We start from the raw sequence: 23149 nt of genomic DNA, 5'->3' as shown, positions 1-23149 counted from the left end.
CTTCAGGAATCGTTTCGGCGACGCTCAGCCAGGAGATGACTGAGGCATAGACCATTTAGGCTCTGTCATCATGCGCATCCCGGCGACAGGAGTCAAGTAAGCTTTGCCTATGTCATGGATGGCGACGGAGAGATTCCGGACCCGCACCGCGCCGGACGGGCTGGCGATCGTGCAGGAGCTGGTCAACACCCACGGCCTCCCCGGTCACGGTGCGGATCTGCTGGCCGGCCTCGATGTCGCCCGGCACTGGCTGCAGGTGGTCGCCGGCCATTGGGCGAAGGTCCACGGGCTGGAACCGCCGGAGGTGTCCCTGTCCGCCGCGGACCTGGACGCGCTGCGCGAACTGCGGACCGTGGTGCGGGAGATGCTCGCGATCCCGCCCGGCCGGCGGTCCGCCGACCCGTTCCGCACCACCGGTGCCGTACTGCCGCGCGCACAGACGAACCTCGTCTCCGACGAGCGGGGCCGCGTGGCCATGATCCCGGCCGGCACGGGTGCGAACTGGCTGGCGTCGGCGATCTGGTCGGAGATCCTTCTGGCCCAGCACGACGGCCGCTGGTCACGCGTCAAGCTGTGCCGTGAGCCCCGGTGCCGCGTGGCCTTCTACGACGCCTCTCGCAACGGCAGCGCGACCTGGCACAACGTGCGCGTCTGCGGCAACATCACGAACCTGCGCGCCTCACGCGCGCGCAGGAAGGAGGCGAACCGGGGCGCGCAAGAAGGCCACTGAGGGCCTGACGCAGGGTCCAGTCGTCGCCGTCGCGGCGGGCGCGGGTGCGCATGGACCCCGGCGGCGGTCTCGCACGCCGAGCGGCGTCCTCAGCCGGCGACGTCCTTGAACGCGACGAACCTCGCCGACGCGCAGCCGCACGAGGAACTCCCCCGGCACGCCGTTGCGCCGGCCGTACTCCTCCGCCCGTTCCTCCCCAATGTAACGGCCGTTTTCTTACGCCCTACGCACAAAGGCCGTCGCTTTTCCGTAGATGTACGGATATCGATACGGATGTTCGCGTCCGGAGCGTGGTTCTAACGTCGCGCACGGGCCGGTTTTCCCGGCCGGGTCGGCGAAACGAGGAGTCCCGTGACGTAGAACTCCCCTCTTTCTCCCAGCCGTCTCCGCCATGGGAGAGACGTCTCCGCTCGTGCCCGCCACAGCGGAAAGCACCATCCATTTCTCTCATCACCCCCCAAATCCCACTGTGTCCGCCGCCCGGGCTCGACTCCCGGAGGCGTGGCCGCCGGCGCCCGCTCACAAGGCGGACGCCCCGTGGGAGGCAGAGAAAGGAAGACGCCCATGAGGCGCACAGCACTGCTCGCGGCGGCCGCCGCGCTGGCCGTGACCGGTGTGGTGGCCCCCGCCACCGTCGCCGCCGCCAAGCCCCCGCCCGGCAGCGAGAGCGCGATCAGGTCCCTCGCCGACGACCCGGCGCAGCGGGCCGCGGCCGCCGCCGACCAGGCCGTCGCCAGCGGCCTGGACGACCTGCGCGTGTCCCCCAACGAGACCTACCGGCGCACCGCCGTCACGCCGGGCGGCGGCATGTACTACGTCACCTACGAGCGCGCGTACAAGGGCCTGCCCATCGTGGGCGGCGACGCGGTCGTGGTCACCGACGCGGGCGGGCGGGTGCGCGACACCGAGGCGGCCTCCGGCGCGCTCCCCCTGGGCGTGCCGACCTCGCCGGCGGTCAGCGCCGAGACCGCCACCGAGACGGCGAAGACCGTGCTGTCCCGCGTCGACGACACCGCGGCCCCGCGCCTGGTGGTCCTCGCCTGGGGCGCCAAGCCGCGCCTGGCCTGGGAGGCGCTGGTCTCCGGCATCGCGGAGGGCAAGCCGAGCATCCAGCACGTGTTCGTGGACGCGGCCACCGGGGAGATCGCCGACTCCTACGACCAGGTGAAGGCGGGCACCGGCAACGGCTACTACTACGGCACGGTCACGATCAACACGAGCGGCTCCGGCAGCTCCTACTCGATGACCGACTCCACGCGCAGCGGCCTCAGGTGCGGCGGGCAGAACGGCTCCGCCTACACCGGCGCCGACGACTCCTGGGGCAACGGCGGCGGGACCAACCTGGAGACCGCCTGCGTGGACGCGCTCTACGGCGTGCAGCGCGAGTGGGACATGCTGCGCGACTGGCTCGGCCGCAACGGCATCAACGGCAGCGGCGGCGGCTTCCCCGCCCGCGTGGGCCTGAACGACGTCAACGCGTACTGGAACGGCAGCTACACCAACTTCGGCCACTCGCAGGACAACGCCCGGCAGGCCACGCCGATCGACGTCGTGGCGCACGAGTTCGGCCACGCCGTCTTCCAGACGACCCCCGGAGGCGCGGGCTCGGGCAACGAGAACGGCGGCCTGAACGAGGCCACCGGCGACATCTTCGGCTCGCTCACCGAGGCGTACGCCAACAACCCGAACGACCCGCCGGACTACCAGGTGGGCGAGGAGGTCAACCTCGTCGGCGACGGGCCGATCCGCTACATGTACAACCCGTCCCTCGTCGGCGACCCCAACTGCTATTCCTCCTCGATCCCGCGCACGGAGGTCCACTCCGCGGCCGGCCCGCTCAACCACTGGTTCTACCTGCTCGCCGAGGGGTCGTCCCCCGGCGGCGGCAAGCCGAGCAGCCCGATCTGCTCGGGCGGCCCCTCGTCCGTGAGCGGCGTCGGCATCCAGAAGGCGGGCAAGATCTACCTGGGCGCGCTGCAGCGCAAGACCTCGACGTGGAAGTACGTCAACGTCAGGACCGCGTCGCTGGCGGCCGCGGTCGAGCTGTACGGCGCGAGCAGCGCCGAGTGCGCCGCCACCAAGGCGGCCTGGAACGCGGTCGGCGTGCCGGCGCAGTCGGGTGAGGCGAGCTGCAGTTCGTCGGGCAGCGACTTCTCGCTGTCGCTCAGCCCCACCTCCGGTACGGTGACGCCCGGCCAGTCGGCCACTGCCACGGTCGCGACGTCGACCACCTCGGGTAGCGCGCAGACGGTGAGCCTCAGCGCCTCCGGGCTTCCCTCGGGCGCCACCGCGAGCTTCAGCCCGTCGTCGGTGACCTCGGGCGGCTCCTCCACCCTGACGATCGCCACCGGCGCGTCCACCCCCTCCGGGACGTACACGGTCACCGTCACCGGCAGCGGCTCGTCCGGCACCCACACCGCCTCCTACACCCTGACGGTGTCGGGCGGCTCCGGCGGGCGCACGTTCACCAACGGCACCAACTACACGATCAACGACCTGACCACGATCACCAGCCCGATCACCTCGACCGCCACGGGAACGGCGGCCTCCCCGGTGCAGCTGAGCATCACGATCTCGCACACCTGCGCCGAGGACCTGCGGATCAGGCTCCAGGGCCCGAACGGCACCTGGTACACGGTCAAGTCCAGCGGCGGCTCCAGCTGCACCTCCTTCGGCACCAGGACCTACTCCGTCCCGGTCACCCAGACGGCGGCGGGCACCTGGACCCTTGAGGTCCGCGACCAGTACACCTACGACACCGGCTACCTCGACTCCTGGAGCATCACGCTCTGAGTGACGGCGGCACAGCCCCCGGGATCGCGCGGTCCCGGGGGTTTCCGCGTCCGGGCCGGTCAGGCGGGCGGCGCGATCTGGGTCCGCGACCTCACGCCGAGCTTGCGCAGCACGGTCGCGACGTGGGTCTCGACGGTTCGCGTGGACAGGAAGAGCACGTCGGCGATCTCGCGGTTGGTCCGGCCGAGCGCGACGAGCCGGGCCACCTCCCGCTCCCGCTGCGACAGCGCGCCGGCGCCCCGCCGCCCGCCGCGCGGGAGCGGGACGTCCACTCCGATGTCGCGCAGCACCCGCCTGCACCGCGCGGCGTCGTGGGTGGCGCCGAGCCGGCCGTACGACTCCGCGGCCTCCCGGAAGCCCGCCGCCGCGGCGCCGTCCCCGAGCGCGAGCCGGGACCTCGCCTCTCCTTCCGCCGCCCGCGCCGCCGCGTACGGCTGGGGCAGGGCGGCGTACGCCTCGCGGGCCCGGGCGAAGAAGGCGGCGGCCTCGGCGTGCCGCGGCTGTGCGACGGCGAGCGCGCCACGGGCGGCGTCGAGTGCGGCGTGCGCGGCGGGCGCCACCCGGCCGGCGATCCCGGCGGCGTACTCGTCCACCAGCTCCGCCGCCGTCTCCACGCGCCCGGCCCGGGCGAACGCGGCGACGGCCGGCGGGACGAGGCTCGCGCCCCACACCCACACGCCTTTGCGGCGCAGCCGCGCGGCCGCCGCCTCGGCCTCCGCGGCCGCCTCGTCCGTCGCCCCCCTGGCGAGGTGCAGATCGACCAGCCCCCCGGCGGCGGCCGTCACTACCGGGACGTTGCGGGCCTCCGGCGCGTCCAGCCCCGCGCGGTGGAACTGCCTGACCGCCTCCTCCCATTCGCCCGTCGCCAGGGCGAGCAGCCCGAGCACCAGCCACAGGTCCACCGCGACCAGCGGCGTCTCCGTGGCGGACTCCCCCAGGGACGCCGCCCGGTCGCGGAGCCCGTCCCATCGTCCGGTGAGCCACTCCCTGCGGATCGCGGAGGCGTCGAGGAGAAAGGCGGGATACTGCGCGCCGGTCTCCACGGCGAGCCGCCGCCCCTCCCGGGCGAACCGCTCGGCCGCCGCGTAGAGGCCCACGGTCGTCGCCGAGTCGTGCAGGTTGCAGTAGGCCCGGGCGACCTCCCGCCGGACACCCGTACGCGGGTCGCCGGCCGGAAGCCGGGCGGCGACGTCGAACGCGCCGGGAGAGCCGGTCGTCATCTCGAACGAGGCCCGGTTGGCCAGGACCGCGGCCGACAGCTCCGGGTTGTCGGCGGTCGCGACGAGCGCCTCGGCTCGGGCCATCCACTCCGCGTGCTCCGCGAGCGACTCGGCGCCCCACTCGGGCATCGCCATGCTGGCCAAGCCGCGGGCGGCAAGCGTCGGCCGGTCGGTCAGCTCGGCGAGGGCGGCCATGATCTCCGGCCGCCCCGCGGCGGCGTCGCCCGCCTGGTTGGACAGGACCACACCGAGGTTGAGCCGCACCTCGCCGCGCACGTCCCGGGACAGGAAGTCGCCCCGCAGCACCTGACGCAGCAGCCGCACCACGCGCTGGTGCGACAGGCCCGTCGCCGCGAAGCGGCTCAGCATCAGCACCAGCGGCCCCCGGTCGCGCACCGGCAGGTCGGGGTCGTCGAGCATGCCCTCGACCACCTCGACGGCCAGGGCGGTGTCGCCCAGCGCGGCGGCCTGCTGGGCGGCGGCGGTCCCGTGGCGCACCCAGGCGTCGGTGTCCCCGGCCTGCCGGGCGTGGAAGGCCAGCTGCACCAGCGGCGGCGCGTCCGTCGCGGCGAGCGCGGCCATCGCCCGGACGTGCGCGGATCGGCGTTCCGGGCCGGGGATGGCGTCGTAGACGGCCTGCTGGGCCAGCGCGTGGCGGAAGCCGTACCGGCCGCCGGGGTGCTCGTGCAGGACCCCGGCGCGCAGCGCTTCGGCCAGTCCGGCGGAGCCCGATCCGTCGGGGTCCGGTCCTGCGGGGCCCCGCCCGGCCTTGTCCTGCGCGGCCGGGTCCTGCGCGGCCGGGTCCCCGCCGACCGCGGTGATCAGCTGCTCACCCGCGGGGAGCCGCAGCACCGCCGCCGCCCGGACCGCTCCGGCCGCCGCCGGAGACAGACCGGCCATCCGCTCGGCCATCGCCTCACGCAGCAGCAGGGGGACGCCGGCACGGTCGACGGCACGGTCGAGCGCGTCCGGGTCGTCCGCGCCGGGCAGCGCGGCGGGCAGGGATCGGACCAGCTCCTCCACCACGAACGGGATGCCCGCCGTGCGCTCGTGCAGCCGACTGACGAACCCGGGTGACAGGTCGGACCGCTCCAGCAGGGCACCGGCCAGGCTGGCCACGCCGGACGCGTCCAGCGGCGTCAGGCGTACGACCACGCTGGCCGTGTCCGGCTGGTGCCGGTAGGCCCGGCCGAGCGGCGGGCCGGCGACGCCGTCCCTGCGGCACGTCGCGACCACCGACAGCCCCTGCGGCGGCTGCCCGGCCAGGAAGCGCAGCAGGTCGAGCGTGCCGTCGTCGGCCCAGTGCAGGTCCTCGACGACGAGTACGGCCGGTCCGACGGCCGCCAGCAGGGCGCGTATCGCGCGGAACACCCGGTGGCGTTCGGCCCGCGGGTCGTCCAGGGGCTGCGGCGACGGCGGCAGCGCGCCGGCCAGTTCGGGGAGGTGGTCGCGGAGCGCGCCGGTGACCGGGTTGAGCCGGTGCGCCGCCGGGAGCCGTCCCCTGATGTCCCGCAGCGCCTCGAAGACCGGCCCATACGGGAAGGGCTCGCGGATCTGGTGGCAGTAGCCGAGGAGGACGGCCCGGTCGCCCGACGGCAGGCGGTCGAGCGCGGCGCGGACGAGCCGGGTCTTGCCGATGCCCGCCTCGCCCTCCACCAGCACGACCGCCGGGGGGCGGGTCACCGCGTCGATGAGAGTCCGCAGCTCAGTGGCGCGTCCGACCAGCGGGGGCGGGGGCACGATGCTCATCCACGGCTCCAAGGTACGGGTTGCGAGTCCCCCGGGCTCGGCTACGGCTCAGTTATCCCCGCCCCTTGACCGCCGGTCAACCCTCCGGCGTAACGGCCGTGTTGCGGAACCGGACAGACCTCCGGACCCCTATGCGCGGCGGGGCCGGGCGGCGGCGTCGAGCGCGGCGGCCTCCTCCGGGGTGGGCGCCGTGCCGCCGAGGTGAGCCGGCTGCCACCACACGCCCCGCCGCTGGTCGGGGTAGGTCCGCTGGGCCTCGTCGAGCAGGTCCGCCATCCGCCGCCGCAGCTCCCCGGTGAGCGCGGCGAGGTCGTCGCCCGGACCGGGAGGCATCGGCTCGCCGACCAGGATCGTGATCGGGACGTGGCGCTGCAGCAGCTTGCGGGGCCGGCCCTTGGTCCACAGCCGCTGACCGCCCCACAGGGCGACCGGGATCACGGGCACCCCGGCCTCGGCCGCCATCCGGATCGGGCCGCTCTTGATCTCCTTGATCGTGAACGACCTGCTGATCGTCGCCTCGGCGAAGTTGCCGATGATCTCACCGTCCTTGAGCGCCCGTACGGCGGCGTCGTAGGCGCCCGCTCCGGCCGACCGGTCCACCGGGATGTGGTGCATGCCGCGCATCAGCGGGCCCGACACCGGGTGGTCGAAGACCTCCTTCTTCGCCATGAACCGGACCAGCCGCCCGGCCGGGTGGGCGGCGAAGCCGGCGAAGATGAAGTCGAGGTAGCTGACGTGGTTGCTCACCAGGACCGCGCCGCCGCTGCGGGGTATCCGCTCCGTGCCCTCCATGCGGAACCTCAGGTCGAGCAGTTTGAAGGCGGTCAGCGCGGTCCACAGGACCGGCGGGTACACGATCTCAGCCATGCCTGAACCGTAACCTACGCGTCAGTAGCTTTTACGGGTCGAAAGTCCTCTTCTTGGCGGCGCCGCTCCGGCCCCCGGCACCCGGCCGGCGGCAGCTCCGCTCCCGTCCCCTGCGCCCGGTCGGCGGCAGCTCCGGTCCTGTACCCACCCGGTCAGTGGCCACTCCGGCCTCGTGCCCACCCGGTCAGTGGCCGCGGAAGGCCTCCTCCAGCCACCACGACGGGCGGTCGGCGGTGACCTTCGCGTGGACGAGCAGGGGTCTGTCGCGCGGCCCCTTCAGCCACTCTGCGACCCCCGACAGGTCCTCCTCCCGCCGCACGGTCACCGCCTCGAAGCCGAAGCCCCGCGCGATCCCCGCGATGTCGGCGGGCGGGAAGGTGACCGCGCCGAGCGGGAACCCGTGCGGGCCGAAATGGTGGACCTCCGCGCCGTATCCCTCGTCGTCGTAGACCACGACCACCATCGGCAGGCCGAGCCGTACGACCGTCTCCAGTTCGGCGACGCCCATCAGGGCCCCGCCGTCCCCGAGGGCGGCGACCGCGAGCCGGTCGGGCCGCGCGACGGCCGCGCCGATCGCGGTCGCCAGTCCGAGCCCGATCGACTGGTAGGCCTGGGTGAAGCAGAACGCGCTGCCGTCCGGGATCGTGAGGAACATCGACGGATATCCCATGAAGTTCCCCGAGTCGACGGCCACCAGCCGCTCCTGCGGGAGCAGGTCGTCGAGCCCGATCGTCAGCGTGCGGGGGTCGATGCGCCCTCCGGCGCTCAGGTCCTCGTACGGCACGTCGCGCCAGCGCCCCTCGCGGGCGATGCGCTCGGCGATCTCCGGAGCGCGGTAGCCGCGCGTCCCCGTCTCGCCCTCCGCCGCAGGCTCGCCTTCGCCGAGCAGAGCGGCGACCGCCCGCGCGGTCTCGCGTACGTCGCCGACCACGCCGAGGTCGATCTCGCGGTGCACGCCGAGCGCGTCGGAGTCGAGGTCCACCTGGACGACCCTGGTCTCCGGCCCGATCAGCGCGCCGTGCCGGGTGGTCCACATGGTGAACGAGCAGCCCCAGCCGACGACGAGGTCGGCGCGGCGGATCAGCTCGGCCGCGAGCGGGGTGGCGAAACCGCCGCTCACGTCGAGGTCCCACGGGCTGCCGTGGAACTGGCCCTTGGCGACCGCGGAGGTCGCGAACAGCGCCCCCACCCGCTCGCCGAGCGCCTCCAGCTCCCGCCGCGCGCCGCGGGCTCCCCGGCCGGCCACGAAGACCGGCCGCTCGGCCTCCGCGAGCATCCGCGCGAACCGCGTCAGCTCGTCGGACGGCTCGGCGGTAATGCCCCGCGACTCCTCGTCGTCCCCGGCCTCGACGGGGAACGTCAGCCCCCACGCCGCAGGCACGCGGCTCGCCACGTCGCGGTGCGCGCCGCCCCGTCCGGCCAGCAGTTCGCGTACGGCGTCGGCGGCCTCGTCGGGCAGCGACTCAGCCTGCACGTCGAGGGGCAGGTTGAGCACCACCGTCCGGCGTCCGAGCAGGGCGGCGAGGAAGGCCATCACGGTGTCGTCCACGACCGTGGCGGCCGAGCCGACCCTGGCGCAGTGCGCGCCCACGGCCTCGGCGAGCGCGGTCTGGTCGATCCGGAAGTTGGAGGTAGGCGAGGTCACCTCCGGGGCGAGCACGAGCAGCGGGGTGCGGCTCTTGGCCGCCTCGGTGACACCGGTCAGCGCGTTGGTCAGGCCCGGCCCCTGGTGGACGGTGAGCACGGCGACCGTGCCGCTCATCCGGGCGTAGGCGTCGGCCATCGTGGCGGCCCCGCCCTCGTGCCGCGCCGCGACGTAGCGCACGCCGTGCTCGACGAGGGAGTTGGTGACGTGGAAGTTGCCGCTCCCGACGACGCCGAAGGCCGCCCGTACGCCGAGGGCGGCGAGGGCCGCGCCGACGGCCTCCGCGACGTTCACCGCTCCACCAGCGCGAGCACGCGGACCGGGCTGCCCGAGCCGCCGACGATCGGCAGCGGGCCCGCGACCACCACCGCGCCGGTGGGCGGCAGCCGGTCAAGGTTGCGCAGCTGGGTCAGGCCGTACTTCCCCGCGCCGAGCAGGAAGGAGTGGCACGGGAAGGCGGGGTCGAAGGAGTGGGCCGCGCCCGCGTCGGTGCCGACGGTCTCCGTCCCGATGCCCGCGATCGGCGTCTCCTCCGCGAGGTAGCGGGCGCAGGCGATCGACATGCCCGGCGTGTGCGGCCCCGTCTCGTCCGCGTTCAGGAACTCCGCCTGGTCGTGGGCGCGGGCGTCCCACCCAGTGCGGTAGAGCAGCCAGCCGCCGTCGGGCAGCGGTCCGTGCTCGGCCTCCCACGCCTTGACGTGGTCGACCTCCAGCAGGAAGTCGGGGTCGGCGGCGGACTGCGCGCTGAAGTCGAGCACCACGGCGGGGGCGATCAGCTTGGCGGGAGCCACCTGCGACACGTCCTCGCCGTCGCGCCCGGTGACCCAGTGGACCGGCGCGTCGAAGTGCGTGCCGGTGTGCTCGCCCGTGGTGAAGTTGTTCCAGTACCAGGCCGGGCCGCGGTCGTCGTACCGGCTGATCTCCTGCATCGAGAACGGCACCGTCTGGCCGAACGGCTCGGGCAGCAACAGGATCGGCGTCTTGTCGCTCAGCGGCGCGGTGAGGTCGAGCACCTCGATCCCCCCGCTCCGGATGCCGTCCACCAGATCCCGCAACACCGACATCAACGCCTCCCTTGATTCAGGCCCCTGCGATACTCCTACACCGGCCCACCGGAACGCCATATCAGACGCGGGTGAACCGTACGCGACGATGATCGTCCAAATCATGCGGGCGACGCCAGACGCGGCGCGCATCCCGGCCGCCCCGGGGACAGCTCGGCGCGGCTCGGGGCGTCTCCGGGCGACCAGGGGCGGCTCCGGGCCTCCGGAGCCGCCCCTGGCCGAGGTGTGACGCACGGACGCGTGAGGGGATCACGCGCCACGGCTACACGCCGCTAGTCCCCCGCCAGCACGGTGAAGGTGAACCCGGCGCTCGTCGGACGGCGCAGCGGTATGTCGCACTTGATCCGGCGCAGCACCTCGTTCCTGCTGAGGCCGAGCCCGTGCGCGATGAGCCGCTCCGGGCGCACCGGCACCGGATCGTCGAAGACGACCTCCACCCGGACGGGCCACGCATCGTCGAGCCGTGCCGACGGAGCGTCCAGCCGCCAGGCCCCCTTCCAGTCGAGAGCGAAGCGGTTGCGCCGGGCGAACAGCGGATCCAGCAGCGTGGACGCCACCAGCTCCGGATCGTTGGCGTGGTAGCCGTCGAGCTCGGCCAGAGTGAACGAGCTGACCGGCGCTCGCTCGTGCACGCCGAGCTTGCTCGTACGGCCGCAGGACACGCAGCGGACCAGCAGCCACACGTCCAGCAGCTTGCCGTTGGCGTTGACGCGGAACCTGCCCTCGCCGGTGGTGGCGGACTCCGACCGGCAGTCCACGCACCGCAACGACAGCAGAGGCAGCCCGGTCCGGCGGACGACCCAGGGCAGCACAGTATGAGGTTGTGAAGACATGATCTCTCTAGACCTGACACGAGGCCGATTGCGCGCGGCCTCAAACGCTGCATGACCGGGCGCGCACGGGCAGCCCGGCAGAGCCGACGGAACGGTCGGCTTGAAGGTGAGCGGAAGAAGGTGTCAGGTCTGAAGAGCAGGCGGGGTCACGCGCTTATGTCCTCTGTCCTCGCTGCGACGGGGCCGCAGGCACCCTACGGGAGCGCGAAAGTCAGGCTCAAACGGTTTTCCGGCGACGGTGGCGCGACCTCGGCCCGGCAGCGGGAGCGGACGCCGGCGCGGAGCACGCACCTCCGGATCGCAGGGGCACCCAGATCGCAGGGGCGGCAGTTCGGCTGCGTTGTGCTGAGGGGTCAGGCCAAGTCCGCCGGCCTGACCCCGGCACCGTCGTGGGAGTGGCCGGTCAGCCGGTGAATGCGCCGGGACCGAAGCGGCCCCAGGCGACGAACAGGGCAAGCGCGAGGTAGGCCAGGTTCAGCGCCGCGAACCGGAATTCGCGGCGACGGCCGTGAGTGATCATCGCTCCGGCCATCAGCGCGATCCAGCAGAGGGCTGTCACCGGCACCAGGTCCGGTGCGATGCCGGCCGCGGCGGGCAGTGTGAAGCCGGCTGCGGCGAGGATCTCGAGGACGCCGAGGGTCTTGACTCCGCCGGCGCTGACGCTTCGCGTCCATGCTCCACCTGGAGTCGCGGCAAGCTTCTCCTTCGGCACGAATGCCTTGATGGCACCGCCGGTCAGGGCTATCACGGCCAGCAGTCCGGCGACGAGCCACAGTGCGAGGTTCATCGAGTCGTCCAATCATGATCAGGCGTACGGACGCCGTGGGACGCGCCCAGGGGCACGGATGGAGTGGAGGCCGCTGAGCGCGGTTCAGCCCTTGCCGGTTCCCCCGTGCTCCGGGCGTACCAGGGCGCCGAGGTCGCCGACCCGGTCGAAGTGCCGGAGCTTGTCGGGGTTGACGATGGAGTGGATGGTCTGGATCCGGTCGTCGGCGATGTCCAGTCCCATCACCCCGACCAGTAGGTCGCGGGCGTCGAAGACCAGGGCCCCCGGCTGGCCGTTGACCTGCGTGAGGTGGAAGCGAACGCCGCCGGCACGGGCCAGCAGGGGCGCCATCGCCGCCAGGACGCGCGCCACGCGCCGGCGTCCGTTGACCGGCCGTCCGAGCGCCGGCACCTTGCCGCCGCCGTCGCCGTGCATCGCCACATCCTGCGCCAGCAGCTCTTCCAGCGCGCTCAGGTCGCCGTGTTCGACGGCGGCGAAGAAGCGCCGAGCGAGCTGTTGGCGCTGCTGCCGAGAGGCGTGGTAGCGCGGGCGGCGCTGCTGGAGGTGTCTGCGGGCGCGGGCGACCAGGTGCCGCGTGCTGTCCACGTCGGTGCCGACGATCTCGGCGACCTCCGGGTACGGATAGTCGAACACCTCGCGTAGCAGGAACGCGGCCCGCTGCTGTGGCGTCAGGCTTTCCAGCAGCACCAGGACGGCCAGCGACAGCGAGTCGGCGGTTTCCGCGTGCTCCCCCGGCGAGGGATCGGTGGCGAGCGGCTCCGGTAGCCACTCGCCGACGTATCGCTCCCGCCGTACGCGTGCCGAGCGCAACTGGTCGATGGCCAGCCGAGTGACCAGGGTGGCGATGTAGGCCCGCGGTGAGGCGATCGTCTCGCCTCCACGCTGGGTCTGGTGCAGCCGCAGGAACGCCTCTTGCACCACGTCTTCGGCTTCGCCGACGCTGCCGAGCATCTGGTAGGCGATGGCGAAGGCGCGCGGCCGCAGCTCGCCGTACAGATCCGAGGTGGACATGCCGGGTCAGCTCAATCCGTGAACGAACCCGGTGCGCCAGCTCGGGTGCTGCGGCGTCCACCCCAGTTCGCGCTTGGTCTTCTCACATGAGATCCCGCGGGCCCGCGTCATCATGTCGACCGCGCCCTCGCCGGCCAGCGGGCGGGCGAGCCAGGCCGGCACGCGGCGCGGCGGTTCGGCGCCGAGCGTGCGGGCCAGGTAGGGCAGCCAGACGCGCACCGGCGCCGGGTCGTCATCGGCGACATGGTAGATCCCGGTCTCGCCTTCCTCGACGGCCGCGACGGTGGCCGCTGCGGCATCGGCGATGTGCACCAGCGACCACACGCCATCGCCGCTGCCGATGATGGGGAACCTCCGCTTGCGGATCTGCTCGGTCATGACCGCGTCCGGCGCGGCGCTGAGGCCGGTCCCGGGGCCGTAGAAGGAACCGTAGCGGAGCACGATGCCGTCGGCCCAGGTGATGCCGGTCACCGCGTCCTCCACGTGGCGCAGCGCGGCCACCGCCGCCGCGGCGTCGGCGGGCGGATTCGGCTCGATCCGGCCGGTCTCGTCGGCGACCGGTCCGCCGGTGCGTTCCATCCACAAGGAGTTGCCCTGCGCCACGAACCTGCCGACGCCGACCGCGCGCGCCGCCGCCAGCAGGTGGTCGGTGCCCTCCGTACGCAGCCGGTTGGTGGCGGCCGCCATCCGCTTGACCTGCCGCATGCCCGACGGCCCGCTCAGCGCGGTGAGCTGGTGGACGATCACCTCGGGCGCGGCCTTGGCCACCGAGTCGGCCACCGAGTCCGGATCGAGCGCGTCGACGACGACCGGTTCGGCGCCCAGCGCGCGCAGCGGCCCGGTCTTGGCCTGTGAGCGGGTCGTGCCGACCACCTGGTGGCCCCGGGCCACCAGCTGGGTGACGAGCCGGGCGCCGATCGCCCCGGACGCCCCGGCGATGAAGATCCTCATGTCGTCTCCGTTCGTTGCGCTGATGAAGTCGCGCTCAGCACTGAAGACGAGGGACCCCGTCTTCCCATGAACGGCAGTGACGCACCTCACACGCAGGCCGGTGGCACGCACCCGGGCCGGCCGTCCGGCCACCGTCTTCCCGCCCTCCCGCCACCTGTTGGAAGGCAGTCGCATTCTCGCGGCGGGCCTTGACGTGGATGGCCTCCAGATTTAACTTCTATGAAATCGCGTTCGGCATTATCGAACGACGTTCACACTCTGGACGGTCTCATGAACGACTCACCCCCCTCCGCGTTCCAGAAGCTCCTGTCAGAACTGCTCGGCACCGCCTTCCTCGTGTACGTCGGCGCCGGCTCGGCCGCGGCGACCGGGGTCATCGCCGCCGAATCCCACGCCCCCTTCTCCATGGCGCAGCTCGGCATGATCAGCTTCGCGTTCATGCTGGTCATCGTGGGCACGGTGTACGCCATCGGACACATCTCCGGTGCCCACATCAACCCGGCGGTCACGGTCGCCCTCGCCGCGACCGGGCGCTTCCCCTGGCGTGAGGTGCCGGGCTACGTCGCCGCGCAGGTCGCCGGGGCGCTCGCCGGCGCGCTCGGGATCTTCGCGACGCTCGGCGCGGACGCCGCCAGGGCCGCCGGAGGCGGCGTGACCGCGTACGCCGCCGAGGTCGGCTTCGCCCGCGGCACGCTGATCGAGGCGATCGGCACGTTCATCCTGGTCTTCGTCGTCTTCGGCGTGCTCGACAGGCGGGCCGCGCCCGGATGGGCGCCGATGGCGATCGGCGCGATCGTCTTCGCGATCATCGTCATCGTGGGCCCGGTGACCGGGGCCGCGATCAACCCGGCCCGCTACGCGGGCCCGTTCCTCGTGGACGCGGCCTTGGGCGGTGCGGTGAGCTGGGACCAGCTGCCGGCCTACTTCATCGGGGAGTTCGCGGGCGGACTGATCGGGGCACTCGCCTACACGGCGCTTGCGGCCTCGCGAGGAAGGACGAAGCTGGAGAGCACGACCACGGCAGTAGGGACCGCATCATGAAGAAGCTCATCAACAGTGTCGATTCCGTCGTCACCGACGCGCTCCGCGGCATCGCCGCGGCGCACCCCTCGCTCCGCGTCGACATCGAGAACAAGGTGGTCTTCCGCGCCGACGCCCCCCGGCCGGGCAAGGTCGGCCTGGTCTCCGGCGGCGGTTCCGGTCACGAGCCGCTGCACGGCGGGTTCGTCGGCTACGGCATGCTCGACGCGGCCTGTCCAGGCGAGGTCTTCACCTCCCCCGTGCCCGACCAGCTCATCGAGGCGACCAAGGGCGTGGACGGCGGCGCGGGCGTGCTGCACATCGTGAAGAACTACACGGGCGACGTGCTGAACTTCGAGATGGCCGCCGAGCTCAGCGGCGACGAGGGCGTCGAGGTGGCGACCGTGCTCGTCAACGACGACGTGGCGGTGCAGGACTCCCTGTTCACGGCGGGCCGCAGGGGCACCGGGGCCACGCTGTTCGTGGAGAAGATCGCCGGCGCGCTGGCCGAGACCGGCGCGCCCCTGGCCGAGGTGGCGCGGGTCGCCCGGGAGGTCAACGAGCGCAGCCGCTCGTTCGGGGTGGCGCTGACGCCCTGCACGGTCCCGGCCGCGGGCAAGCCGACGTTCGAGCTGAGCGACACGGAGATCGAGCTCGGCATCGGCATCCACGGCGAACCCGGCCGGACCCGGGCCCCGATGCGCGAGGCCCGGGAGATCGTCCGTACCGCGATGGACGCGATCGACGCCGACCTGCCGCTGTCCGGCGAGACGCTCGTCATGGTCAACGGCATGGGCGGGACCCCGCTCATCGAGCTGTACATCGTCTTCGCCGAGGTGGAGGCGTACCTGCGGGAGAAGGGCGCGACGGCGGTGCGCAGCCTGGTCGGCAACTACGTGACCAGCCTCGACATGCAAGGCTTCTCGGTGACGACGTGCTCGCTGACCGGCGAGCTCACCCGGCTCTGGGACGCGCCGGTGGAGACACCCGCGCTGCGCTGGGGCCGCTGACCGCCATCCGAACCTCTGGAGTCCCCTCGTGAACACCCAGTTCTTCGCCGCCTGGATCGAGGAGATCGCCACCGCCGTACGGGCGCAGCGCGACCACCTCACCCAACTGGACGCCGCGATCGGCGACGCCGACCACGGCGCCAACCTCGACCGCGGGTTCACCGCCGCGCAGGAGGCGCTGGCCGGCGCCTCCCCGCAGACCCCGGGCGCGCTCCTCGTCCTCGTCGGCTCCACGCTCATCCGCAAGGTCGGCGGCGCCTCGGGCCCCCTGTACGGCACCGCCTTCCGTGAGATGGGCAAGGCGTTCGGCGAGGCCCCGGAGATCTCGCCGGCCGAGCTGAGCACGGGCCTGAACGCGGCCCTGGCCGGCGTCCAACGTCTCGGCGCAGCGGCCGAAGGCGACAAGACCATGGTCGACGCCCTCGCCCCGGCCGCTGAGGCGCTGGCCCAGGCCGTACGGGACGGGCTGAAGCCGGAGGAGGCGCTGGAGGCGGCGGCCGCCGCGGCCGAGCAGGGCGCCAGGGCGACGGTCCCGTTGCAGGCGCGCAAGGGGCGGGCCAGCTACCTGGGGCCGCGCAGCGTCGGGCACGAGGATCCCGGCGCCGCCTCGACGGCTCTGCTGTTCGGCGCGCTGAAGGCGGCCGCCTCCCGATGACCGCGAGCCGCGGCCGGGCCGCGAGGAGCCGCGCCCGCTCAAGCGGCCGGGCCGCGAGGAATCAGGCCGATTCAAGCAGCCAGGTCCGCTCAGGCAACCGGGCCTGCTCAGACGGCCGGGTCCGCTCAGACGGCCGGGCCTGCTCAAACGGCCGGGTCCGCTCAGACGGCCGAGCCGCCGGGCACGGCGGAGCGGGGCGCGCCGAGGTCGCGCGAGACCGCCCGGGCGGTCTCGCGCACGGCCAGCGCGATCTCCTCCCGCCGCGCCAGGTCCAGCACCCGCTCGACCGGTCCGACCACGGCGACGGCGCCGGCCACCGAGCCGTCCCGGGAGAAGACGGGCGCGGCGACGCCCGCGTCTCCCAGCGCCGCCTCCTGGTCCTCGACCGCGTACCCCCGGCGGCGCACGTCCGCGAGCGCCCGCTCCAGATCGTCGCGGGCGGTCCTGGTGAGCCCGGTCAGCGGGGCGAGGTCGTCCGACAGCAGCTCGTCGCCGCGCGGGTCGTGCGCGGCGATCGCGTGGCCGAGCGCGCAGGCGTGCCACGGAATCGCCGCGCCCACCTCCAGGATCTGCACGACGTCGTCGGGCCGGAACACATGGTGGAGCACGATCACCCGGTTCCCCGACAGCGTGCCGACCCACACGGCCTCGTTGACGCGCTGGGCCAGGGAGTCGGCCCACAGCAGGCTCCTGGCTCGCAGCTCCGACCCCTCCAGGTAGGCGTTGCCGAGTTGCAGCACGGCGGGCCCGAGCGCGTACTTGCCGGTGTCGGGGTCCTGCACGACGAGCTCGCAGGCGGCGAGCGTGCGCAGCAGTCCGTGCACGGTCGGCTTGGCCAGGCCCACCCGCTCGGCGATCTCGGTGACCCCGAGCCGGGGGGCGCCTGACCCGAGGACCTTCAGGATGAGCGCGGCGCGCTCCACCGACTGGATCACTTTTCGATTATGCCGAACGATCTTCAGGAATAACGAATGGTTGGCATCGTACTCATTTCACACAGCAGCGGCCTGGCCGCGGAGGTGGCCGCGCTGGCCAGGCAGATCGGCGGCGCGCACGTGCCGCTCGCGGCGGCGGGAGGCACCGAGGACGGCGGTCTCGGCACGAGCCCCGACCGGGTGACCGCCGCCATCGAGGAGGTGGACCGGGGGGACGGCGTCGTGCTGATCCCCGACCTCGGCAGCTCGGTGCTCACCGCCAGGCTGCTGCAGTCCCCGGACCATGTCGTGATCGCCGACGTGCCGTTCGTGGAGGGCGCCATCTCCGCGGTCGTCGCGGCGGGCGGCGGGGCGTCGCTGGACGGTGTGCTGGCGGCGGCCGAGGAGGCGTGGCATGTCCGTAAGCTCTGAGCCCACCGCAACCTCTGCGCCCACGGCAACCTCTGCGCCCACCGCAACCTCCGAGCGCACGGCGGCCCCTGCCACAGTTCCCCCTGAACCGACGGCGACCCTAGAACCGACGGCGACCCTAGAACCGACGGCGACCCTGGAACCGACGGCGACCCTGGAACCGACGGCGACCTCTGCGCCGGCGGTTTCCGAGGCTCACACCGGCGAGCGCGCGATCGTCCTGACCGAGGACCTGCACGCCCGCCCCGCGAGCGCGCTCGCCCAGGCCGCCGCCGCCTTCACCTCGGCCGTCACCCTCTCGTACGGCTCCCGCTCGGTCGACGTGCGCAGCGTGCTGTCGCTGATGGGCCTGGGCGCCACGAATGGGCAGACCGTGACGCTGCTCGCCACCGGCGACGACGCAGCCGAGGCGCTGACGGCCCTCACCGCGGTGCTCGGCGGCTGACGGTCTCGCCGGGAGCCGGTCCGAGGCGGCCGGAGCCGTCCTGCGCCGGAGCGGTCACGACCCCACGGGCGCAGGGTGGTCCTGCCTCGCGGACTCTCCGGTGCTCTCCAGGAGGTTGCGGACCTTCTCGGCATCCGGAACACCGAGCTCGCGGTAGAGGCCGAGAGCCAGCCGCCCGTGCTCACCCGCCTGTTCCGCGTGCCCGAGCGCGAGGTGGGCGCGTGCCAGCCCGTCGTGGGCGCGCGCCTGCTCCGGCCGGTTACGCGCCAGGTCGGCGAGCGCGAGTGCGGTCGTGTGCTCCTCGGCAGCCCGAGCCGGGTCGTCCGCCGCCTCGGCCAGCCCGTTGAGCGCGGCCGCCTCGTCGGCGGTGTTGCCGAGGGTGCGGTAGACCGCCGCGGCCTGCGCATGGCGGATACGCGCCTGGGCGAGCTCGCCCCGGCGCCGGAGGACGACGCCGAGGTGGTCGAGGATCGCAGCCTCTCCCGCCGGATCGCCCACCTTGCGGTGGAGTGCCAGCGCCAGGTCGAGATGGCGCCGGGCCTCCTCAGGGCGGCCGGCCCGGTCGAGGAGAAGGGCGAGGATGCCGAGCACGTTGGCCTCGCCCCAGGTGTCGGTATCAAGGCGGGTGAGGTCGAGCGCCTGCTTGAGGTATCGCTCCGCCTGTTCGTCCCGGCCGCGGCGCAGGGCCACGTTCCCCAGGGTGAGCAGCGCCCGGGCCCGTTCGCCGGCCTCCTCACACGCGTCGAGGGCCTGATGGGCGTGCTCCTCCGCCCGCTCGTACTCGCCGAGCCGCCAGTAGGTCCGCGCCAGGTCGGTGAGCGCTCGCGCCTGGACCCCGGGATCGCCGAGCATGCGGCTGCGCCGCAGCGCCAGGGTGTGGAGCGTGAGCGCGTCGTCGTGATGCGCGTGCCGGTCCAGGTAGGGGCGCATCGCCAGGGCCAGCATGCCCAGGCAGATCTCAGGTCCGTGGACGGCGGTCGCGATGATGTTGGAGCGCTCGGCGTCGAGCCAGGCGATCGCCTCCGCGGCGTCGCGGATGGGCGCGATCGGGGCGGCCGGCTGCGGGATGCCCTCACGCTGGCCGACCGTGAACGGGAAGAGCCGGTCCATCGCCGCGCGGGAGCGGTGCAGGTAGTAAGTGAGCACCCGCATGACGGCGCCGTCGTCCTCGGCGAGCGAGCGGGCGTGCTCGCGGAGCAGGTCGTGGAAGGTGTAGCGGCCCGGTTCGAGCTGCAGGAGCATGTGGGCGTCGAGGAGGCCTTCGAGCAGTTCCTCGGCCTCCTCCTCGGAGGTCCCGGCCAGCGCGGCCGCGCCGCAGACGTCGATGTCGCGCCCCGGCACCAGCCCGAGCAGGCGGAACATCCGCTGCTCCTCCTCGTGGAGCTGCTCGTAGGAGAGGGCGAAGGCCGCCGACACCCCGTCCAGGAGTCGGCGATGGTCCCGCAGCCGCCCGGCCAGATAGGACACGGTCCAGCGCGGGCGATGCAGCAGGCGGGCGGCGGAGATCCGGATGGCGAGCGGGAGGTGCCCGCACAGCCGCAGCACCTCGCGTACGGCGTCCGGCTCCCGGTGCGCGCGTTCGCCCACGATCCGCTCGAACAGCTCGGCGGCGTCCGCCTCGTCCAGCACGTCCACCGACAACGCCTGGGCGCCGTCCAGGTCGACGAGCCGCCGCCTGCTGGTGATCAGGACGAGAGTGCCGGAGCGTCCCGGCAGCAGGGGACGCACGTGCTCGGCGTCGAGAGCGTTGTCCAGTACGGCGAGCACCCGGCGATCGGCCAGCTCGGCACGCCAGAGGGCGCTCCGCTCGGCCGGGGTGACCGGGATGCGGTCGGCGGGCACCCCGAGCTGGCGGAGGAGTGTCTCCAGCGCTGCGGCGGCGTCGATCGGCTCCCGGCCCACAGTGTGGGCCTGCAGGTCGATGAAGAGCCGGCCGTCCGGATAACGGGCGGCCAGCCGGTGGGCCACGTGGACGGCGAGAGCGGTCTTGCCGATCCCGGCCATGCCGTCGATCGTGACGACCGCCGGCTCGTCGTGTTCGTTGTGGTGCTCGTCCGCGAGCCGCTCCAGTTCGGCGGTCCGTCCGGAGAAGTCGGGAATGTCGTAAGGCAGGAAGGTGGAGGGGGACGGCGGCCGGGGAGCCACCGGCGCCGGGACGGCCAGCCTCAGGGCCGGATCGTCCGCCAGGACCGCGCGCTCCAGTTCGGTGAAGGCATGCCCGGGGTCGAGGCCCTGGTCGTCCGCGAGAGCCGTACGGTAGGCGCGCGCGGCGGCCAGGGCGTCGGGCTGCCGCCCCGCCCGGTGCAGGGCCACGACGAGATGGCCGTTGAGCTTCTCGCGGAGCGGGTTGGCGGCCACCTGGGTCGCGAGCTCGTCGAGCAGATCGCCGTGCCGCCCGGCGGCGAGCTCGCCCTCCACCAGGCGCTCATACGCCGACAACCGCCGGTCGTTCCAGAGCTCCCGGACACCGGTGACGAAATGCGCGTGCACGTCCTCCAGGGCCTCGCCGCTCCACAGGTCCAGCGCCTTGCGCAGCTCGCCCGCGGCCACGAGCTCGGTGAACTCCTGCGCGTCGACCTGTCCGGGCTCCGGCTGCGCGACGTAGCCGCCGGCACGGGTCTCCAGGAGCCCTACGACTCCCGCGCCGCGCAGGACCTTCCGGATCGCGGTGATCGAGGCGTGGATCTGCGACCGGGCGGTGTCGGGCCGGTCATAGCCCCACATCGCGTCGATCAGCCGCTCGATGCCGATCACCCGGCCGGCGTTGAGCAGAAGGTAGGCAAGGACAGCCCGATGACGTGGGGCGATGCCCGACAGGGGCGCGCCGTCGACGACCATCTGGACGGGGCCGAGCAGGGTGAAGCGCAGCATCGTCCCCCCATCACGATCACATCGTGCGCGCATAGCGAATGTATCAATCCGGGCGGCCACTCTGATCTCACACGAACCGAGACGGATCTCACCGAAACCGATACGGAGGACCCACGATGGAAGCCCGGATGAAGAACCCCGCCGCGATCATCCCCGCCGCGATGAAGCCGATCATGGAACTGATGAAGGCCGCTCAGTCGCAGGGTCTCCCCCAGGAGCTCCTGGAGCTGGTCCACCTGCGGGTCAGCCAGATCAACGGCTGCAGCGCCTGCGTCGACAGCGGCCTGAAGAGCCTGCGCAAGCTCGGCGAGAGCGACGAGCGGATCGGCCTGGTCAGCGCCTGGCGCGAGACCCCGTACTACACCGACGCCGAGCGGGCCGCGCTGGAGCTGGCTGAGGCCTCGACCCGGCTGGCCGACCGCGCCGACGCCGTATCCGACGAGGTCTGGGACAACGCCGCCGACCATTTCGACGAGAAGCAGCTCGCCTCGATCCTGCTGATGACCGCCGTCACCAACCTCTTCAACCGCCTGAACGCCCCGGTCCGGCAGATCGCCGGCAGCTGGTAAGCCCCCCACCCCGATCCCCACGCAGAGAAGGAGACACCGACATGTCCGCCGTCCGCTCGCACCGCTACTCCGTCCCCGAGGCCGACCTGGAGGAGTTCCTGGCCCGCAGGAGCTCGCTGATCGCGACCATCAGGGAGAGGCACCCCGGCCTCACCCGTACCGTGCTGGTCCAGCTCGAAGACGGCGCCTACACCGACACCTGGCACTGGGGGAGCGGCGCGCAGATGGGCGCCGCGCTCGCCGCCCTGCCCACCTTCCCGGAGGCGCCGCTGACCATGGCCCTGACCAAGGAGGCCACCGCCCTGAACGGCCGGGTCGTCGACGAGCGCTGACCCGGCCCACACACAGTGGCCGGCCGGGCGGGACGCCCGGCGGGGCCGGGTCGGGTGAGCGGCGGGCAGGGGTGACGGCGGCAGGGCGCGACGGGCAGAGTTCGGCGGCAGGGCACGACGGCCTCAACGGCTCCGCGTGCGCCGGGCGCGAGGCATTGCGGCGAGCTGGTCGCTCCGGATCTCCTCCAGGTAGCTCCGCATCAGGTCGCCCGCGCGGGTGAACCAGTCGGACAGCACGGCGATCTCCGCGGGCGTGTAGTCGGCGAACAGCTCGTTCAACCGCCGGTAGAAGGGTTCGTAGACGGCCGCGGCGGTCGCGACCGCGGCCGGGTCGGCGACGACGCGTACGCGGCGGCGGTCCTCGGGGTCCGGCTGCCGGTGCGCGTACCCGGCCTTCTCCAACCGGTTCAGCACACCGGTCACCGCGCCTGTGGTGAGGCCGGCCTGCTCGGCGAGCGTGCCCGCGCTGATCGGGTCGTCCCCCGCCGCCAGGACGAAGCCCAGGCAGGTGAGGTCGGTGACGTTCAGTCCGAGCCGCTGGGCGATGTCGTGCTGCCCGACCAGGCTGAGTGCGATCAGCTGGTCCATCCCGGCGAGAGCCTGCTCGGGTGTGGCCGCCGGGCGCGGCTTGCCGTCCATCCGCAATCTCCTTAGAATCTAAGATGTTTAGTTCGTAAGTTAATTGTCTCGCATCGTCGAGGAGAATCATGAGCGGCATGCACGACGACGTGGATCTCGGGCACACAGTCGCGGGCTGGACCGGCTGCGTCGTCGTGCTGTGCGGCTGCGCGACGATCGGCGTGGCGATGTGCGCCGCCTCGTCCCTCGGCGTCTGGTTGGGCATCGGCGTCATCGTCCTGGGCGGTCTGGTCACGTGGGCCCTGCACCTGGCGGGCTGGGGCAAGCCCAGTGGCCCCCGTCCCCCCGAGCAGTGGGACTGGCGGGCGAAGGACCCGATGACAGGCCACGGCGACTGCCTCGCCTGCCGCCTCGCGGGCCGCGGCCGGGGAGACGCGTCCGGAGCCGGCAGCGCTCCCCACGCCGAGCCCGTCCGCGCGGAAGACGCCCTCTCCGACCTGGCGGTATTCGCCAACCGCTGAGCTCCGCCCTGTCCTGGCTTCGTGCTGTGCTCGACCAGGTGCTCAATCAACGGTGCGACGACCTCTAACGTGCCTCGGAGGCTCAGGACGCCTCGGATTTTCCGGCGACCCTACAGGACCTGCGGGGGAAACAGAGGACACTCCGACCTGC

At 73.0% G+C, this 23149-nt stretch carries 21 protein-coding genes; 10 read left to right on the top strand and 11 right to left on the bottom strand.

Features of this window, described 5'->3' with window-relative positions; translation table 11 throughout:
- Positions 1-109: 109 nt before the first annotated feature.
- Positions 110-730 (top strand): CGNR zinc finger domain-containing protein, encoded by a 621-nt coding sequence (locus ACIBK1_RS32290; protein ID WP_396739509.1) that lies wholly within the window; start codon positions 110-112, stop codon positions 728-730.
- Positions 731-1294: 564 nt separating this feature from the next.
- Positions 1295-3523 (top strand): M4 family metallopeptidase, encoded by a 2229-nt coding sequence (locus tag ACIBK1_RS32285; protein ID WP_030509524.1) that lies wholly within the window; start codon positions 1295-1297, stop codon positions 3521-3523.
- 59 nt (positions 3524-3582) lie between these two features.
- Here the strand turns inward: ACIBK1_RS32285 and ACIBK1_RS32280 are convergent, their stop codons facing one another.
- The 8 genes from ACIBK1_RS32280 to ACIBK1_RS32245 all read right to left on the bottom strand — a co-directional run bounded on the left by ACIBK1_RS32280 (position 3583) and on the right by ACIBK1_RS32245 (position 13650).
- Complete coding sequence (locus ACIBK1_RS32280; RefSeq protein WP_396739507.1) at positions 3583-6492, bottom strand: ATP-binding protein; 2910 nt, start codon at positions 6490-6492, stop codon at positions 3583-3585.
- A gap of 129 nt (positions 6493-6621) precedes the next feature.
- Positions 6622-7359 carry a lysophospholipid acyltransferase family protein gene (locus ACIBK1_RS32275; RefSeq protein ID WP_030509526.1) on the bottom strand — a complete coding sequence of 246 codons (738 nt, stop codon included), beginning with the start codon at positions 7357-7359 and terminating at the stop codon, positions 6622-6624.
- Between the two features lie 184 nt (positions 7360-7543).
- Positions 7544-9298, bottom strand: coding sequence for a thiamine pyrophosphate-binding protein (locus tag ACIBK1_RS32270; RefSeq protein WP_396739505.1), 1755 nt, complete (start codon positions 9296-9298; stop codon positions 7544-7546).
- A complete protein-coding gene (locus ACIBK1_RS32265) occupies positions 9295-10068 on the bottom strand; it encodes a cyclase family protein (RefSeq protein WP_030509528.1) in 774 nt (257 codons plus the stop codon). Before ACIBK1_RS32265 ends, ACIBK1_RS32270 begins: the two co-directional genes overlap by 4 nt.
- A 272-nt stretch (positions 10069-10340) precedes the next feature.
- On the bottom strand, positions 10341-10880 hold the full coding sequence (locus ACIBK1_RS32260; RefSeq protein ID WP_396739502.1) for a DUF1062 domain-containing protein: 540 nt from the start codon (positions 10878-10880) through the stop codon (positions 10341-10343).
- A 424-nt stretch (positions 10881-11304) separates the two neighbouring features.
- Positions 11305-11688, bottom strand: a complete 384-nt coding sequence (locus tag ACIBK1_RS32255; protein WP_030509530.1) for a DoxX family protein — start codon at positions 11686-11688, stop codon at positions 11305-11307.
- Between the two features lie 84 nt (positions 11689-11772).
- A complete protein-coding gene (locus tag ACIBK1_RS32250) occupies positions 11773-12699 on the bottom strand; it encodes an RNA polymerase sigma-70 factor (protein ID WP_396739500.1) in 927 nt (308 codons plus the stop codon).
- A gap of 6 nt (positions 12700-12705) precedes the next feature.
- Positions 12706-13650 (bottom strand): NAD-dependent epimerase/dehydratase family protein, encoded by a 945-nt coding sequence (locus ACIBK1_RS32245; protein ID WP_396739498.1) that lies wholly within the window; start codon positions 13648-13650, stop codon positions 12706-12708.
- A 270-nt stretch (positions 13651-13920) separates the two neighbouring features.
- Between ACIBK1_RS32245 and ACIBK1_RS32240 the strand changes: the two genes are divergently transcribed.
- Genes ACIBK1_RS32240 through dhaL form a run of 3 tightly spaced genes read left to right on the top strand, consistent with a single transcriptional unit; the run spans position 13921 to position 16335 of the window.
- Positions 13921-14691 (top strand): MIP/aquaporin family protein, encoded by a 771-nt coding sequence (locus ACIBK1_RS32240; RefSeq protein WP_030509533.1) that lies wholly within the window; start codon positions 13921-13923, stop codon positions 14689-14691.
- Positions 14688-15680, top strand: a complete 993-nt coding sequence (dhaK, locus tag ACIBK1_RS32235; protein WP_396739496.1) for a dihydroxyacetone kinase subunit DhaK — start codon at positions 14688-14690, stop codon at positions 15678-15680. The genes ACIBK1_RS32240 and dhaK overlap by 4 nt, the downstream gene beginning before the upstream one ends.
- Positions 15681-15708: 28 nt before the next feature.
- Entirely contained in the window at positions 15709-16335 is a 627-nt protein-coding gene (gene dhaL / locus ACIBK1_RS32230) for a dihydroxyacetone kinase subunit DhaL (RefSeq protein WP_076440468.1), read from the top strand.
- A 161-nt stretch (positions 16336-16496) separates the two neighbouring features.
- On the opposite strand, the gene ACIBK1_RS32225 is transcribed toward dhaL, so the two are convergent.
- On the bottom strand, positions 16497-17270 hold the full coding sequence (locus tag ACIBK1_RS32225; protein WP_396739493.1) for an IclR family transcriptional regulator: 774 nt from the start codon (positions 17268-17270) through the stop codon (positions 16497-16499).
- A gap of 36 nt (positions 17271-17306) precedes the next feature.
- On the opposite strand from ACIBK1_RS32225, the gene dhaM reads away from it, so the two are divergent.
- Both dhaM and ACIBK1_RS32215 read left to right on the top strand, forming a co-directional pair.
- Positions 17307-17681: a dihydroxyacetone kinase phosphoryl donor subunit DhaM gene (gene dhaM, locus ACIBK1_RS32220; RefSeq protein ID WP_030509537.1), complete on the top strand. Its 375-nt coding sequence runs from the start codon at positions 17307-17309 to the stop codon at positions 17679-17681.
- The gene (locus ACIBK1_RS32215; protein ID WP_396739491.1) at positions 17665-18126 is read left to right on the top strand and encodes an HPr family phosphocarrier protein; all 462 of its coding nucleotides are present in this window, start codon (positions 17665-17667) and stop codon (positions 18124-18126) included. Before dhaM ends, ACIBK1_RS32215 begins: the two co-directional genes overlap by 17 nt.
- A 54-nt stretch (positions 18127-18180) precedes the next feature.
- On the opposite strand, the gene ACIBK1_RS32210 is transcribed toward ACIBK1_RS32215, so the two are convergent.
- Complete coding sequence (locus ACIBK1_RS32210; RefSeq protein ID WP_396739488.1) at positions 18181-20997, bottom strand: AfsR/SARP family transcriptional regulator; 2817 nt, start codon at positions 20995-20997, stop codon at positions 18181-18183.
- Between the two features lie 116 nt (positions 20998-21113).
- On the opposite strand from ACIBK1_RS32210, the gene ACIBK1_RS32205 reads away from it, so the two are divergent.
- Both ACIBK1_RS32205 and ACIBK1_RS32200 read left to right on the top strand, forming a co-directional pair.
- Positions 21114-21566 carry a carboxymuconolactone decarboxylase family protein gene (locus tag ACIBK1_RS32205; RefSeq protein WP_076440472.1) on the top strand — a complete coding sequence of 151 codons (453 nt, stop codon included), beginning with the start codon at positions 21114-21116 and terminating at the stop codon, positions 21564-21566.
- Between the two features lie 41 nt (positions 21567-21607).
- Positions 21608-21898, top strand: coding sequence for a hypothetical protein (locus ACIBK1_RS32200; protein ID WP_396739486.1), 291 nt, complete (start codon positions 21608-21610; stop codon positions 21896-21898).
- Positions 21899-22021: 123 nt separating this feature from the next.
- On the opposite strand, the gene ACIBK1_RS32195 is transcribed toward ACIBK1_RS32200, so the two are convergent.
- The gene (locus ACIBK1_RS32195) at positions 22022-22537 is read right to left on the bottom strand and encodes a MarR family transcriptional regulator (protein WP_357319454.1); all 516 of its coding nucleotides are present in this window, start codon (positions 22535-22537) and stop codon (positions 22022-22024) included.
- A 68-nt stretch (positions 22538-22605) separates the two neighbouring features.
- Here ACIBK1_RS32195 and ACIBK1_RS32190 point away from each other — a divergent pair, with 68 nt between their 5' ends.
- Positions 22606-22998, top strand: coding sequence for an HGxxPAAW family protein (locus ACIBK1_RS32190; protein ID WP_036407555.1), 393 nt, complete (start codon positions 22606-22608; stop codon positions 22996-22998).
- Positions 22999-23149: the final 151 nt, after the last annotated feature.

The sequence above is a fragment of the Microbispora rosea genome (genome assembly GCF_044460045.1).
Lineage (GTDB): Bacteria > Actinomycetota > Actinomycetes > Streptosporangiales > Streptosporangiaceae > Microbispora > Microbispora rosea.
Note: the sequence above shows the minus strand (reverse complement) of the source record. Positions and strands in the feature narration are given on the sequence as shown.